The sequence below is a fragment of the Rheinheimera texasensis genome (assembly GCF_964031785.1).
GTDB classification, from domain to species: domain Bacteria; phylum Pseudomonadota; class Gammaproteobacteria; order Enterobacterales; family Alteromonadaceae; genus Pararheinheimera; species Pararheinheimera texasensis_A.
In genome coordinates this window covers 211461-226010 of record NZ_CAXIRE010000022.1, presented here as the reverse complement: position 1 = coordinate 226010, position 14550 = coordinate 211461, and the positions used below count along the sequence as shown (strand labels likewise).

12 protein-coding genes are annotated in these 14550 nt (G+C 53.5%); 1 reads left to right on the top strand and 11 read right to left on the bottom strand.

Annotated features, from left to right (window positions below; translation table 11 throughout):
- Position 1 precedes the first annotated feature (1 nt).
- Together secA and ABNT34_RS17810 are read right to left on the bottom strand one after the other, a co-directional pair.
- Positions 2 to 2713 carry a preprotein translocase subunit SecA gene (gene secA / locus ABNT34_RS17815; RefSeq protein ID WP_348734049.1) on the bottom strand — a complete coding sequence of 904 codons (2712 nt, stop codon included), beginning with the start codon at positions 2711 to 2713 and terminating at the stop codon, positions 2 to 4.
- An 18-nt stretch (positions 2714 to 2731) separates the two neighbouring features.
- Positions 2732 to 3685: a M23 family metallopeptidase gene (locus tag ABNT34_RS17810; RefSeq protein ID WP_348734047.1), complete on the bottom strand. Its 954-nt coding sequence runs from the start codon at positions 3683 to 3685 to the stop codon at positions 2732 to 2734.
- Positions 3686 to 3711: 26 nt separating this feature from the next.
- On the opposite strand from ABNT34_RS17810, the gene ABNT34_RS17805 reads away from it, so the two are divergent.
- The gene (locus ABNT34_RS17805; RefSeq protein ID WP_348734045.1) at positions 3712 to 4191 is read left to right on the top strand and encodes a DciA family protein; all 480 of its coding nucleotides are present in this window, start codon (positions 3712 to 3714) and stop codon (positions 4189 to 4191) included.
- 65 nt (positions 4192 to 4256) lie between these two features.
- Here the strand turns inward: ABNT34_RS17805 and lpxC are convergent, their stop codons facing one another.
- The 9 genes from lpxC to murD form a co-directional block, all read right to left on the bottom strand.
- Complete coding sequence (gene lpxC, locus ABNT34_RS17800) at positions 4257 to 5168, bottom strand: UDP-3-O-acyl-N-acetylglucosamine deacetylase (protein WP_348734043.1); 912 nt, start codon at positions 5166 to 5168, stop codon at positions 4257 to 4259.
- A gap of 142 nt (positions 5169 to 5310) precedes the next feature.
- The gene (gene ftsZ / locus ABNT34_RS17795) at positions 5311 to 6525 is read right to left on the bottom strand and encodes a cell division protein FtsZ (protein ID WP_348734041.1); all 1215 of its coding nucleotides are present in this window, start codon (positions 6523 to 6525) and stop codon (positions 5311 to 5313) included.
- 25 nt (positions 6526 to 6550) lie between these two features.
- Positions 6551 to 7786 carry a cell division protein FtsA gene (gene ftsA / locus ABNT34_RS17790; protein ID WP_031568830.1) on the bottom strand — a complete coding sequence of 412 codons (1236 nt, stop codon included), beginning with the start codon at positions 7784 to 7786 and terminating at the stop codon, positions 6551 to 6553.
- Complete coding sequence (locus ABNT34_RS17785; RefSeq protein ID WP_348734039.1) at positions 7783 to 8544, bottom strand: cell division protein FtsQ/DivIB; 762 nt, start codon at positions 8542 to 8544, stop codon at positions 7783 to 7785. Before ABNT34_RS17785 ends, ftsA begins: the two co-directional genes overlap by 4 nt.
- Positions 8541 to 9455: a D-alanine--D-alanine ligase gene (locus tag ABNT34_RS17780; protein ID WP_348734037.1), complete on the bottom strand. Its 915-nt coding sequence runs from the start codon at positions 9453 to 9455 to the stop codon at positions 8541 to 8543. The genes ABNT34_RS17785 and ABNT34_RS17780 overlap by 4 nt, the downstream gene beginning before the upstream one ends.
- The gene (murC, locus tag ABNT34_RS17775) at positions 9452 to 10873 is read right to left on the bottom strand and encodes a UDP-N-acetylmuramate--L-alanine ligase (protein ID WP_348734035.1); all 1422 of its coding nucleotides are present in this window, start codon (positions 10871 to 10873) and stop codon (positions 9452 to 9454) included. Before murC ends, ABNT34_RS17780 begins: the two co-directional genes overlap by 4 nt.
- Before the next feature lie 37 nt (positions 10874 to 10910).
- Entirely contained in the window at positions 10911 to 12020 is a 1110-nt protein-coding gene (murG, locus tag ABNT34_RS17770) for an undecaprenyldiphospho-muramoylpentapeptide beta-N-acetylglucosaminyltransferase (protein WP_348734033.1), read from the bottom strand.
- Positions 12013 to 13212 carry a putative lipid II flippase FtsW gene (gene ftsW, locus ABNT34_RS17765; protein WP_348734031.1) on the bottom strand — a complete coding sequence of 400 codons (1200 nt, stop codon included), beginning with the start codon at positions 13210 to 13212 and terminating at the stop codon, positions 12013 to 12015. The genes murG and ftsW overlap by 8 nt, the downstream gene beginning before the upstream one ends.
- The gene (gene murD, locus ABNT34_RS17760; RefSeq protein WP_348734029.1) at positions 13209 to 14543 is read right to left on the bottom strand and encodes a UDP-N-acetylmuramoyl-L-alanine--D-glutamate ligase; all 1335 of its coding nucleotides are present in this window, start codon (positions 14541 to 14543) and stop codon (positions 13209 to 13211) included. The genes ftsW and murD overlap by 4 nt, the downstream gene beginning before the upstream one ends.
- Positions 14544 to 14550: the final 7 nt, after the last annotated feature.

Genomic DNA, 14550 nt, shown 5'->3' with positions numbered 1-14550 from the left:
CTTAACTCAGCTTACCGTGACACTGTTTGTACTTTTTACCCGAGCCACATGGGCAAGCGTCATTACGGCCGATTTTCTCCGCATCGCGGAATACCGGTCCTGGCGGCGTAGCCGGCACTTCACCGCCGATATGTTCAGCTTCTTCATGCTGATACGCCATTTCGACCTGATCGGCTTTACGACGCTGTTCCTCGACGGCTTCCACATCTTCCGGCGCCCGGATCTGTACACGGCTCAGCACACCAATCACATCCAGTTTCAGCTGGTCCAGCATATTGGAGAACAGCTCAAAGGCTTCGCGCTTGTATTCCTGTTTCGGGTTCTTCTGCGCATAACCGCGCAGGTTAATGCCCTGACGCAGGTGATCCATCGCTGCCAGATGCTCTTTCCAGTGTGTATCCAGGCTTTGCAGCATCACGGCTTTTTCAAACTGACGCAACACTGGGGCGCCCACCATCTCTTCTTTGAGCTGGTAAGTTTTCTCAACGACGTCCTGAATACGCTCGCGCAGTTTTTCTTCGAACAGTTTGTTATCGTCAGCCAGCCATTTGGCGATTGGCATGTCGATAGCAAAATCAGCACGGAAACGGGCTTCAAGGCCAGGGATATCCCACATTTCGTCCAGCGACTGTGGCGGGATATACTGGTTAATCACAGATTCGACCACGTCCTGACGCACTGCGGCGATAGTTTCAGTGATATCTTCTGCAGCCAGCAATTCATTACGCTGCTCGTACACCACTTTACGCTGATCGTTGGCTACATCATCAAATTCAAGTAATTGCTTACGGATATCGAAGTTGCGCGCTTCCACTTTACGCTGCGCATTTTCGATAGCGCGGCTCACCAGTGGATGTTCAATGGCTTCGCCCGGCTCCATCCCCAGTTTACGCATCATACCGGCCATGCGGTCTGAGGCGAAAATGCGCATTAACGCATCATCCAGCGCCAGATAAAAACGGCTGGAACCCGCATCGCCCTGACGACCGGCACGACCACGCAGCTGGTTGTCAATCCGGCGGGATTCATGGCGTTCAGTACCGATAATATGTAAACCACCGGCAGCAATAACGGCATCATGGCGTTGTTGCCACTCGGCTTTTAACGTGGCAATTTGTTCATCGCTTGGATTATCAAGCTTAGCGACATCCGACTGCCAGTTGCCGCCTAACACGATATCGGTACCACGACCGGCCATGTTAGTAGCGATAGTGACAGTGCCCGGACGGCCGGCTTCTGCAATAATTTGTGCTTCGTTGGCGTGGAACTTGGCGTTTAATACCTGATGCGGGATTTTCGCTTTATGCAGCAATGAAGATAAATACTCAGAGCTTTCAATCGATGCAGTACCAACCAGAATTGGTCGCATCAACGCACGGGTCGCTTCGATATCTTTGATAATCGCCTGATATTTTTCTTCCGCGGTCAAATACACCAGATCTGGCATATCCTTACGCACCATAGGCCTGTTGGTAGGGACAACGATAGTCTCCAGGCCATAAATAGTCTGGAATTCAAAAGCTTCGGTATCTGCAGTCCCGGTCATACCCGCCAGTTTGTCGTACAAACGGAAGTAGTTCTGGAAAGTGATAGACGCCAGCGTCTGGTTTTCGTTCTGAATGCGCACACCTTCTTTGGCTTCAATGGCCTGGTGTAAACCTTCAGACCAACGACGGCCTTCCATAGTCCGGCCGGTATGCTCATCGACGATGACGATCTGGTCGTCTTTAACCACATAATCCACATCTTTCTTAAACAGGTTGTGCGCGCGCAAACCGGCGTAGACGTGGTGTAACAAGGTAATGTTAGTCGCTGAATACAGCGAATCACCCGGCTGCATCAGACCGCGTTCAACCAGAATTTCTTCGACGCGGATTTGGCCACGTTCAGTCAGATAAATCTGTTTGGCTTTTTCGTCGATGGTGTAATGACCATCGCCCATTTCACCTTCTTCGTCTTCTTTTTCCTGGCGTTGCAGCTGTGGCACCACCTGGTCAATTTGACGATACAGCTCTGAGCTGTCTTCAGCCTGGCCAGAGATAATCAGCGGGGTACGGGCTTCGTCAATCAGAATGGAGTCGACTTCATCGATAATGGCAAAGGCTAAGTCGCGCTGTACACGGTCCGGCATGCTAAACGCCATGTTGTCGCGTAAATAGTCAAAACCGAATTCGTTATTAGTGCCGTATGTGATATCGGCGTTGTAAGCCTGCTGTTTTTCCATGTGCTGCATGCCGGGTACGTTAACGCCAACCGTCAGTCCGAGGAAATTAAACAATGGTTCGTTTGTTGCGGCATCCCGCTTGGCGAGGTAATCGTTGACCGTGATGACGTGCACGGCACGACCGCTTAAGGCGTTCAGGTACGCCGGCAGCGTCGCGGTCAGGGTTTTACCTTCACCGGTACGCATTTCAGAGATTTTACCCTGATGCAGCACCATGCCACCAATCAGCTGCACATCAAAATGGCGCATGCCAAAAATACGTTTACTGGCTTCGCGGACGGTCGCGAAAGCTTCAGGCAACAGGTCATCCAGCGAGGTACCATCAGCATAACGTTGCTTGAACTCAGCAGTTTTCTGCTGCAGCTCTGCATCTGACAACGCCACATACTGGCTTTCCATCGCATTGATCTGGTCGACCGTTTTGCGCAGTTTTTTCAGATAACGGTCGTTCCGGCTACCAATTAATTTGGTAAAAAGCTTTCCTAACATTGTCCTGGTACCACTATTTTAATGTTGAGACCGCAGCGCGGTCCTGGCAGAGCCATATAAGCTGTTATTGAGCGGGCCGATAAAAGCCTGCGGGTTCATTTGTTTACCGTTTTTCAGTACTTCGTAATGCACATGCGGCCCGGTCGAACGGCCGGTATTACCGAGAGTGGCGACCTGCTGGCCTTTGTCCACTAACTGCCCAATCTGCACACTGACTGCTTTCGCATGCGCATAACGGGTGCGATAACCGCCCGCATGCTCAATTTCCACCATCCGGCCATAACCAAAACGTTCACCGGCCCAGGTGACAATGCCACCAGCGGTCGCTATTACTGCACTGCCTTCTTCGCCGGCAAAATCAACCCCCTGATGGATGGCAGGTTCGCCGGTGAAAGGGTCAGTACGGACACCAAAAGCCGATGACAGATATCCTGCGACCACAGGCCGGCCGGACAACTGACTGTTTAAACCGATATGGTGATTCAAATCGAGAGATTCAAGCAGGCTGAAGCGGGATTGTTCATGTTGCAGATCTTGTTCAAGTTCCGACATTCTGCTCAGGACTTCCGACACAGCAAATAAACTGTCTTCTACTGAAGTCTGAGCGGGCCCCCCCATCGGGGGTTCCTGGCGCAGATTAAATTGGTCTGCCGGCAAATCTGCGGCGTCAATCAGGCGTTCACCGACCATATTCAGCCGGTTAACCTGCGCCTGCAATGAGGCGACTTTAGCAGTCAGCGCCGCAATTTGATGTTCAGCCTGTAAACGGATGGCATCAATTTCGGCAGTTTCAGTGCTCTGTGGCAGTGGGTTCAACGGATAGGACTGTGGATCTGTCCAGATGCGGCCCAATGCCACGCCGGCGCCAACCGCAATACAGAACAGCAAAGCCGCACTGACTAACCGCTGACTGGCGGTTGTCCCAAAACGACCGTGTTGATGTCGGTCATCCGGAAAAACTGTTAGACTCATGGGACCTCAGTTTCTGTGTTTTTGTTATGGCCCGCTATTCGCGCAAACCGGTCGACCTGATGACGCTGTTGCAACAAAACCCTGTGTATCAGGGGCAACAGCAAGCAGACATAGTGCGACATCTTAATACCGAATTAATGCAGATCTTGCAACTGGAAAAGCTGACTTTCTGTAAGGTGAACCGGGTTCAAGCCGGTCGGGTACAGATAATGTGCAGCTCTGCCAGCTGGGCAACGCGGCTGAAAATGCAGAACGCCGACATTCTAACGAAATTCCGTCAGAATGTCCTGCCCGAATGTATGGGTATTGATATTGAGGTCAATCCAAACCTGGATTTACGTTATCAGACGCAGGAACCTGCCAGCGCCACACAGCCGCAGGCACGGCAAATCAGTGAACAGGCGGCAAATTATCTGCTGGCGAGTGCCGAACATGCCGATCCGGTGCTAGCCGAAAAACTCCGCAAACTGGCGGCACTGGCGCAGCAACGGAAAAAAGTTGAATAAGCGATAGCACGTGTCAAAAAAGCAAAAGGTGGCCTAAGCCACCTTTTTCATTTCGGTCTGTTCAATCAGGCCAGTTGCGGCGCCAGATAAGAAATCGGCAGCTGCGCTGGTTTGTCGAAAGTGACAAATTCCCAGTTTTCCTGATCCGCCAGTACCGCGCACAACAGCTGGTTATTCAGCGCATGACCAGTTTTATAGGCTTTGAACTCACCGAGGATGCTGTAACCGGCCATATATAAGTCGCCAATAGCATCCAGAATTTTGTGTTTGATAAATTCGTCGTCATAACGCAGGCCGTCCTGGTTCAGCACGCGGAATTCATCGAGCACAACGGCATTGTCAAAACTGCCACCTAACGCCAGGTTATTGGCCCGCAGATATTCAATATCCTGCAGGAAACCAAAAGTGCGGGCGCGGCTGATGTCTTTGATAAAACCGGCGGCAGAGAAATCGACTTTCATGTGCTGACGCGTTTCGGCAATGACCGGATGGTCAAAGTCGATGGCGAAGTCGATGCGAAAACCGTGATGCGGCTTAAATTCGGCCCATTTGTCACCGTCTTCGACCCGCACTGCTTTTTTGATGCGGATGAATTTTTTCGCCAGTTTCTGCTCAGAGACACCGGCTTCAAGTAACAAATAAACAAATGGATTGGCGCTGCCGTCCATGATTGGAATTTCGGCGGAGTCAACTTCGACAATCAGATTGTCGATGCCGAGGCCGGCGACAGCCGCCATCAGGTGTTCAGTGGTCGATAACCGGACGCCCTGAGGATTAATCAGACAGGTACACATCACTGTGTCACCCACCAGTTCTGGTGCGACTTTAAAGTCAACAACCGGGTTCAGATCTACACGACGGAACACAATTCCTGTGTTGTCGGGCGCAGGCCGGAGAGTAAGCGTAACCTTTTCGCCTTTGTGTAAACCCACTCCGATGGAGCTGATGGTCTTCGTGATAGTGCGTTGTTTAATCATCATTTTTTCCTGTTCAAAAACTGAACAATCCCAAACGGCGGCGCAGCATAGCATATGTTAACAACAATGCCAATGCTACAGGTCCGACTTCAGACTGGCTTTATGGCTGAAAAATTCAGCTTAAATCCAGCGATTTTTTCGATTAGTCGGCTTGCTTACGCAGGAACGCCGGGATGTCGAAAATATCAATATTGGCTTTGTTATCGGCCTGCGGCTTGCTTTGCGGTGCTTCCACTGCCGCCATTGCTGGCTGAGCTTCACGCATTTCACGCGCTGTGTTACCAGCATGACCGTACACGCTGCCACCATGGCCAAAAGCTGCTGCCGGCGCACTGTGGTAACCACCACGCACAGGCTCTGCACGGTGATGGCCATGTACCAGGCTGATGTCTGGACGGCGTTCTGCGCCAATACCGGTTGCAACGACAGTTACACGCAGTTCGTCTGACATTTCCGGGTCAATCACAGCACCGACCACCACAGTGGCGTTTTCAGAAGCGAAGGCTTTGACTGCGTTACCGACGATTTCAAACTCTTCGATGGTCAGGTCTAAACCGGCCGTGATATTCACCAGAATGCCTTTGGCACCTGACAGGTCGATGTCTTCCAGCAGCGGGCTGGAGATCGCCTGCTCGGCCGCTTCTTCAGCACGGTCCGGACCTGTGGCGCGGCCGGTACCCATCATCGCCGTACCCATTTCTGACATCACAGTGCGCACGTCAGCGAAGTCGACGTTAATCAGACCCGGGCGGGTGATCAGTTCAGCAATACCCTGCACAGCACCCAGCAGTACATTATTGGCGGCTTTGAATGCGTCGAGCAGGCTGGTGCCTTTACCAAGGACTTTTAATAACTTGTCGTTTGGAATGGTGATCAGAGAATCGACGTGTTTCGCCAGTTCATTGATGCCTTCGTCAGCGTAGCTTGAGCGCTTTTTGCCTTCAAACGGGAATGGTTTGGTCACGACAGCAACAGTCAGAATACCCAGCTCTTTAGCCACTTGTGCGACGATTGGTGCCGCACCGGTACCAGTACCACCGCCCATACCGGCCGCGATAAACACCATATCCGCGCCCATAATGGTCTTTTTAATGGTGTCGCGGTCTTCTTCCGCAGAACGACGACCGACATCCGGGTTAGCGCCAGCGCCTAAACCCTTGGTCACGTTAGCACCCAATTGCAGAGTGACGTTAGCCGACGAATTACGCAGCGCCTGCGCGTCGGTATTGGCGGCAATAAATTCCACCCCTTCAATGTTGCTGGCGACCATGTATTCGACAGCGTTACCGCCACCGCCACCGACGCCAACCACTTTGATGACAGCTTCTTCGCTGTGGTTTTCCATTAACTCAAACATGTTGCTCTCTCCGTTTTACGCTTACTCAAAACTCGCCTTTAAACCAGCTGGTCAGTTTTTTCACAAAACCACCAACCGACTCCCGTGCCGCCACTGCTTTTTTCTGCTGGGCACGCGCATCTTTGCCATACAATAACAGACCGACCACACTGGCATAAGCCGGGTCGTTTACATATTCGGTTAAACCGGTGATGTGGGCCGGATAGCCCAGCCGCACCGGCATCTGGAAGATATCTTCGGCAAACTCAACGGCACCTTCCATTTTGGCGGTGCCGCCGGTTAACACCACGCCGGCGGCGATTTGCTCTTCCAGACCACTGGCACGGATTTCTTCCACCACCAGTTCAAACAATTCCTGATAACGCGGCTCGACCACTTCAGCCAGCGTGTGCCGCGACATGCTACGGGCCGGACGACCGCCGACGCTTGGCACTTCAATACTTTCTTCTTTGCCGACCATGCTTCTGAGCGCACAGGCGTACTGAATTTTAATCTCTTCGGCATGGCCAATCGGCGTGCGGAAGATTTTGGCGATGTCGCTGGTGACCTGATTGCCGGCCACCGGGATCACCGCGGTATGCCGCAGCGCACCGTTGGTATAAATCGAAATGTCGATAGTACCGCCGCCCATATCAACCACACAGACGCCTAACTCTTTTTCATCTTCAGTCAGGATGGCAAAGCTTGACGCCAGCGAGCTGAATATCAGCTGATCAACATGTAAACTGCAGCGTTCGACACATTTCTCAATGTTCTTCGCCATGTCGTTGGCACAAGTGATGATGTGCGCTTTGGCTTCCATCCGCACACCGGACATGCCAATCGGGCTTTTGATGCCTTCTTGCATGTCGACAGAAAACTCCTGCGGTAACACGTGTAATAACCGGCGTTCAGCGGAGATCGGCACTGATTTCGCAGCATGGATCACGTTGGCCACATCGTCTGCGGTCACTTCAGTGTCATTAATCGGCACCATGCCGCTTTCGTTCTGGCAGCGGATATGTTTACCGGTAATGCCTAAATACACTGAAGACACGCGGCAATCCGCCATCAGCTCGGCTTCATCAATGGCGCGTTGCACCGACTGCACCACCAGATTCAGATCGTTAACACCACCTTTATCCATACCGCGGGCAATATGCGTACCGACGCCGACGATCGCCAGCTGGTTATCTGCGGTGATCTCACCGACCACGGCTTTAATTTGCGAGGTGCCGATATCTAGCCCGACGATCAGATCCCGATCTAACGACTTGGTCATGCTTTTCTCTTTTCCGTTATCACCGGCGGCGCATATTGCACCGCTAATCCTGTGTCATACCGTAAATCGACTTGTACTATCGCTTCCGGTTTATGTTTCACTACGACCGGGTACAGGTCGATAAATCGCTGCACCCGTTTTAAGGTATCTTCGCGCCCAAGCTTCAGCGCGATGCCATTGCTGAGCTGCACTTCCCAGGCGAAGCGTTCTGTGACCGACAAGCCTTCCGCTTCAAACTGATGCAATGCCAACAGTGCCTGTACTTTGCCGTACATGCTAAGCGCATCTTGCTCGGCACCTTCAGGCCCGTTCAGTTTTGGCAAGGCTGCCTGCAGCTGCTCCAGTGGCGCGCGGAACACTTCACCGCGTTTATTCAGCAAATACTCTTTGTTCCAGATGGCGACCGGGCTGTGCTCTGTGACAACCACAACCAAGGTGCCGGGCCACTGTTTACGCACTGCCACCTGATGCACCCAGGGCTGCTGCTGTAAAAACGCAGCGACTTCATCGACGTCCAGCTTAAAATAATTGCCGACCAGATGTTGCTGCAGTTTGCTGTATAACGTCTGCGGCTTGATATGGCCAAAATCACCATATAGCTTCACCTGTTTAATCGGAGCGGTCTGCTGATGCGCCACCCATTGGCTGACTTTGATGCCAAACCACAGCACTAACGCGACTGCGCAGAGGAAAAACACCACTCCGCCGACAAAAGCCGGAGTGAACGGTGTTTTTTGGCTCTGACGCAATGCACTCATAGCGCCTGCTCTAATATTTTTGCCACCAGCTGCTCAAAGCTGTAACCCGCCGCCCGCGCCGCCATCGGCACCAGCGATTTTTCGGTCATGCCAGGCACTGTATTGACTTCCAGCAGGCGGAACTCACCGTCGCTGTCGAGCATCGCATCGACGCGGCCCCAGCCTTTGGCGCCAACGGCTTTAAATGCCGCCATTGCCGCTTGTTGTAAACTGGCCGTTTGTTCTGCGCTGATGGGCGCCGGACACAAATATTCAGTGCTGTTGGACTGGTATTTGGCTTCGTAATCGTAAAAAGCGCGCGGGGTGCGCATTTCAATGACCGGCAACGCCTGACCATCTAACATCGACACAGTGAATTCGCGACCGTTGATCCACTGCTCCACCAACACCGCGTCGTCATAGTCAAACGCCAGTGCTAAAGCCTGTTCCAGCTCTGCAGCGGTCGTGGCCGCTGACATGCCGATACTGGAGCCTTCATTGGCCGGTTTGACCATCACTTTGCCATTAAGCTGTGCCAGCATCGCGGCGTAATCAATGGTTTCACCTTTTTGTGCCACCCGAAACGGTGCTGTCGGTAAACCATGGGCGCTGAACAGAAACTTACAGCGGATTTTATCCATCGCCAGTGCCGAGCCGAGCACACCCGAACCGGTATAAGGCATGCCGTGCAATTGCAGCGCGCCCTGCATAGTGCCGTCTTCGCCGCCACGGCCGTGTAATACGATAAAGACCCGGTCAAAGGCCTGAGTTTCCAGGTCGCTCAGCGGTTGGTCTTTTGGGTCAAATGCATGGGCGTCAATGCCTTGCGCCTGCAATGCTTTTAATACCGCAGCGCCTGATTTTAACGACACTTCACGCTCGGCGGAGGTACCACCGAACATCACGGCCACTTTGCCAAATTTACTGCTCATGACTGGCTCCCTGTGGATTGTTTCATCGTTTCGATATGAAGTTTTTGTGCAGCCAGTTGTTTGGCCAGTGCACCGATGTTGCCGGCGCCCTGCGTCATCAGCACGTCGCCGTCTTGCAGCACATCCGCTAAGGCCGCCGGTAAATCGGCCGGCGTTGCGACATAAATCGGGTCGAGCTGACCGCGGGCGCGGATGCTGCGGCATAAACTGCGGCTGTCCGCACCGGCAATCGCTGCTTCACCGGCGCTGTAGACTTCCAGCAGCAACAGGCTGTCAACAGTGGACAGCACTTTGGCAAAATCTTCGTATAAATCCCGGGTGCGGGTGTAACGATGTGGCTGATACGCCATCACCAGCCGGCGCTCTGGCCAGGCATTGCGTGCTGCAGCAACAGTGGCCGCCACTTCACTGGGGTGATGACCGTAGTCGTCGACCAGCAGCACTTTGCCACGGCCAGTGTCGAACTCACCATATTGCTGGAAGCGCCGGCCAATACCTTCAAATTTGCTGAAGGCTGCCAGAATTGCCACTTCGGGCACTCCTTCGTCCTGCGCCAGGGCAAAAGCCGCAGTGGCATTTAATGCGTTGTGGCGGCCCGGCAGATTTAATTCAATAGTGCGGCTGTGGCCGCTTGGGTCTGTCACGATAAAATGTGTTCTGGTGCCAGCCTGACTGAATTCACTGATGCGGTAGTCCGCGTCAGCGCTAAAGCCATAAGTAATAATGGTGCGGCCAATGCGAGGCATCAGTTCGCGTAACACCGGGTCATCGATGCAAAGCACCACAGCGCCGTAAAATGGCAGGTTATGGCAAAACTCCAGGTAAGTAGATTTCATTTTGTCGAAATCACCCTGGTAGGTTTCCATATGGTCTGGTTCGATATTGGTGATGATGGCGGCCATTGGCTGCAAATGCAGGAATGACGCGTCGCTTTCGTCGGCTTCAGCAATCAGATAACGGCCTGCACCTAAACGCGCGTTGGTGCCGGCTGAATTGAGTAAACCACCGATGACAAAAGTCGGATCTGCACCGGCTTCAGCAAAAATCGACGACACCAGACTGGTGGTGGTGGTTTTGCCGTGTGTGCCGGCGATGGCGATGCCGTGGCGAAAGCGCATCAGCTCGGCCAACATCTGGGCGCGGCGCACCACCGGGATGCGTTGTTCCAGCGCGGCATTCACTTCCGGGTTATCGGTTTTAATGGCGCTGGAGACCACCACAACGCTGGCGCCCTGAATATTTTCGGCTTTGTGGCCGAACTGGATGTCGGCGCCTAACGCCGTCAGACGCTCGACCACCGGATTGGGACCCAGATCTGAGCCGGAAATTTTATAGCCTTCGTTGAGCAGGACTTCGGCGATACCGCCCATGCCTGCACCACCAATCCCGACAAAATGAATGCGTTCAACACGACGCATTGCTGTTTTTTCCGGGTGCATGGTTTTTGTTATCATCTTAATTTACACCTGTTATACGTCGACAAACTGCTGCCACCTGTTCGGCGGCATCGTCGATGGCACAAGATCGTGCCTGTTGTGCCATGTGTACCAGCGGCGTCTTGTCAGACAACCAGCTCTGCAACAGCGGCACTAAATGTTCGGGATTTAATTTTGCCTGTGGCAATAACAATGCAGCCTGCTTGCTGACCAGCACATTGGCGTTTGCGGTCTGGTGATCATCGATCGCAGTCGGCAAAGGCACAAACAAAGCAGCCACACCAACACAAGCCACTTCACTGACCGTCAGAGCACCGGCACGGCAAATCACCAGGTCGGCCCAGCGGTAAGCCTCAGCCATATCATCAATAAAAGCAGTGACTTGCACATCCAGATTTTCGGGCTTATCTGCATAAGCCATTTCGGTTTGTGCCAGCTCATGTTGCCCGGTCTGATGACGGACCCGGATCTGGCCGCAGGCCGCGGCCTGCTTCAGGATCGGTGGCAGCGCCTGATTAAAAATCCTGGCTCCTAAACTACCACCGACGATCAAAATATTTAAGCTTTTCTGCAAATAATTCTGCGGATTTTGCCCAATCAGTTCGCTGCGTACCGGATTTCCCAACACCAGCCGGCTTTGCAGCTGAGAAAAGGCCTGCGGGAACGCCACCAGCACCTGATCAGCGATGCGGGCCAACAGTTTGTTGGTCGTGCCGGCGACGGCATTTTGCTCGTGAATAACCAGCGGCACGCCGTCAGTCCAGGCAGCCAGGCCACCCGGGCCACTGGCATAACCACCAAAACCTAGCACCAGATCGGGTTTTAACTGCTTCACCAGCGCACGCGCCTGCAACAAAGAGCGCAGCAGCATAAATGGAGCCTGCAGCATCGAACGCCAGCCTTTACCACGCAGTCCGGCCACGCTGATGGTATGCAGCGGGTAACCAAACTGCGGCACCAAACGCGCTTCCATCCGATCCGCGGTACCAAGCCAGTGCACAATCCAGCCTTCTGCCGCCAGTACATCTGCCACAGCGCGGGCAGGAAAAATATGGCCACCGGTGCCGCCGGCCATAATCAGCACAGTCGGGCGTGGAGATCCCAGCGCGCGTTCAGTCATGTCATGCATGGGCGCCTCCGCTAATTGCGTGGCGGCCTTTCAGCCGGACTTCAAAATCAATGCGCAACACTATGGCCGCAGCCACCAACATAATGATGAGACTACTGCCACCGGAGCTGACAAAAGGCAACGTCAGACCTTTAGTCGGTAAAGCCCCTGTCGCCACACCGATATTAACGAAGGTCTGACAACCAATCCAAATCGCGATGGAATAAGCCAAAAAGCCATGGAAACTCAGGCCTTTTTGTACAGCTCTTTTGCCGATCCACAAGGCGCGCACCATCATCAGAAACAGTAAACTGGCGACAGCCAGCACGCCGAGCAAACCGGTTTCTTCGGCGATAATGGCGAGGATAAAGTCGGTATGCGCCTCAGGCAGATACTCGAGCTTTTGTACTGAGTTGCCGAGGCCCTGGCCGGATAAACCGCCCCGGCCAAACGCCATCAGCGATTGTGTCAGCTGATAACCACTGCCAAAGGGATCAGCCCAGGGGTCTAGGAAAGCCGTGACGCGACGCCAGCGGTATTCGCTGTACACAATCAGCACCGCCATAGATGCAAGACCGGTCAGTATCAAACCAAAAAACTGCCAGAGCTTGGCGCCGGCCAAAAACAATAACACCACACTGGTGCCAAACATCACGATCACAGTGCCAAGGTCTGGTTGCATCAGCAGCAAGACGGCAAATACAAACAGCACCAGCAGCGGCTTTAAAAAGCCTTTAAAGTTTTCAATGACCTCTTCGTGGCGGCGCACCAGATAACTGGATAAATAGATAAAGAAAAACAACTTAGCCGGCTCTGCCGCCTGAATACCGATAGGGCCGACATACAACCAGCGCGTACTGCCGTTGACGTTCCGGCCAAAGGCCAAAACCGCAATCAGACCGAGAATACCCAATACCAGCAGCACCATACTGCCTTGTAGCCAGCGGTCGATCGGCACATTCAGCGCCAGATAGGCAAAACCGACACCAATCAGGATATAAACCAGATGACGAATGCTGTAATGCAGTGGATCGCCGAACAACCGTTCAGCGACCGGCACTGAGGCACTTGTCACCATGATAAAACCAATGCCGAGCAGCAACACCATCAGCGTAAAGAAAAACCGGTCATAACTGACGCCGTCTTCGGCCCGCCACCAGTCGACCCAATGCTCAACAAATTGTTCAGATTGCTGCGCCAGCCATACTTTCATTTCAGCACCTGTAACACAGCTTCAGCAAACAGACGACCACGTTCTTCATAGTTTTTAAACATATCCAGGCTGGCGCAGGCCGGTGATAACAACACCATATCACCAGCTCTGGCGATGGCCGCCGCTTGTTTTACCGCAGCCGTTAAATCCGCAACTTCAATAGCGCCTGGCACCAAAGCGGCAATAGCCGGACCGTCGCGGCCTAAAGTAATGACCTGATCAACCTGTTGCTGCAATACAGCAGCAAGCTCAGTGAAATCGACGCCTTTACCATCGCCACCGGCGATCAGAATCAGTTTGCCTGGTACGTCCGCGCGCAGACCCGCGATAGCCGCCAGCGTCGCGCCAACATTAGTGGCTTTGGAATCATTGACCCAACGAATGCCCTGATGATCCACCACTAAGGTGCAGCGATGTGGCAGTGGCTGATAAGTTTGCAGCGCCTGTTTCAGCGCGTCGCGGCTGCAACCCACAGCCAGTGCTAAGGCACAAGAGGCCAGCGCATTAAACTGATTATGCCGGCCGACCATCGACATCTGACGAACCGGCAATAGCGGCTCTCCATCAACCAGCAACCAGCTTTCGCCCTGATGTTGCACCAGACCATAACCATCCTGCGGCTGTTGCAGGTTCAGGCCAATCTGCGGTGCGGCGCAACCAAGCGGTCGGGTCAGATTGTCTTCTGCGTTAAACACCGCGAGGTCGGTGTGCAGATAAATGCGTTGTTTGGCTGCGGCATAAGCCGCCATAGTGCCGTGCCGGTCAAGGTGGTCTTCAGTGACATTCAGATTGGCGGCAGCGCGTAATTTCAGACTATGCGTGGTTTCAAGCTGAAAACTCGACAGCTCCAGCACATAAACTCTGGCGTCGCTGCGCTCCAGCGCGTCGAGCACCGCCAGGCCAATATTGCCGGCAGCGAGCGCCGGAATACCACTGCAGTTCAGCATAAACTCAGTCAGCGTGGTGACCGTCGACTTGCCGTTCGAACCGGTGACAGCGACCACAGGTTTTTCATTGCAGAGCGCAAACAGCTCGACATCACCCATCAGCTGCGCGCCCTGCGCCGTGGCAAAACGAATGGCCGGATGACTGGTATCGAGGCCAGGGCTTACCAGCAGCACGTCCATCCGGGCCAACCGGTTGGCGTCGAGTTCACCGAGATAAATACCGTCGACTTTTTCCGCCGCAATAGCATCTAAGCCAGCAACTTTCAGTCGGGTATCCATCAGCACCGGCTTCACGCCTTGTTTCAGCAAAAAACGCACAGTCGCAAGCCCGGTCACCCCGAGGCCTATCACTGCCACTCTTTTACCCTGAAACAGCTTTGTCATGCCTTTA

What these genes read in the sequence shown, in the direction of transcription:
- ABNT34_RS17805 (WP_348734045.1), top strand. Translation starts at nt 3,712, where the DNA reads ATGGCCCGCTATTCGCGCAAACCGGTCGACCTGATGACGCTGTTGCAA.
- murD (WP_348734029.1), bottom strand. Translation starts at nt 14,543, where the DNA reads ATGACAAAGCTGTTTCAGGGTAAAAGAGTGGCAGTGATAGGCCTCGGG.
- ABNT34_RS17810 (WP_348734047.1), bottom strand. Translation starts at nt 3,685, where the DNA reads ATGAGTCTAACAGTTTTTCCGGATGACCGACATCAACACGGTCGTTTT.
- ABNT34_RS17780 (WP_348734037.1), bottom strand. Translation starts at nt 9,455, where the DNA reads ATGAGCAGTAAATTTGGCAAAGTGGCCGTGATGTTCGGTGGTACCTCC.
- ftsW (WP_348734031.1), bottom strand. Translation starts at nt 13,212, where the DNA reads ATGAAAGTATGGCTGGCGCAGCAATCTGAACAATTTGTTGAGCATTGG.
- ftsZ (WP_348734041.1), bottom strand. Translation starts at nt 6,525, where the DNA reads ATGTTTGAGTTAATGGAAAACCACAGCGAAGAAGCTGTCATCAAAGTG.
- murG (WP_348734033.1), bottom strand. Translation starts at nt 12,020, where the DNA reads ATGCATGACATGACTGAACGCGCGCTGGGATCTCCACGCCCGACTGTG.
- murC (WP_348734035.1), bottom strand. Translation starts at nt 10,873, where the DNA reads ATGCGTCGTGTTGAACGCATTCATTTTGTCGGGATTGGTGGTGCAGGC.
- ABNT34_RS17785 (WP_348734039.1), bottom strand. Translation starts at nt 8,544, where the DNA reads ATGAGTGCATTGCGTCAGAGCCAAAAAACACCGTTCACTCCGGCTTTT.
- lpxC (WP_348734043.1), bottom strand. Translation starts at nt 5,168, where the DNA reads ATGATTAAACAACGCACTATCACGAAGACCATCAGCTCCATCGGAGTG.
- secA (WP_348734049.1), bottom strand. Translation starts at nt 2,713, where the DNA reads ATGTTAGGAAAGCTTTTTACCAAATTAATTGGTAGCCGGAACGACCGT.
- ftsA (WP_031568830.1), bottom strand. Translation starts at nt 7,786, where the DNA reads ATGACCAAGTCGTTAGATCGGGATCTGATCGTCGGGCTAGATATCGGC.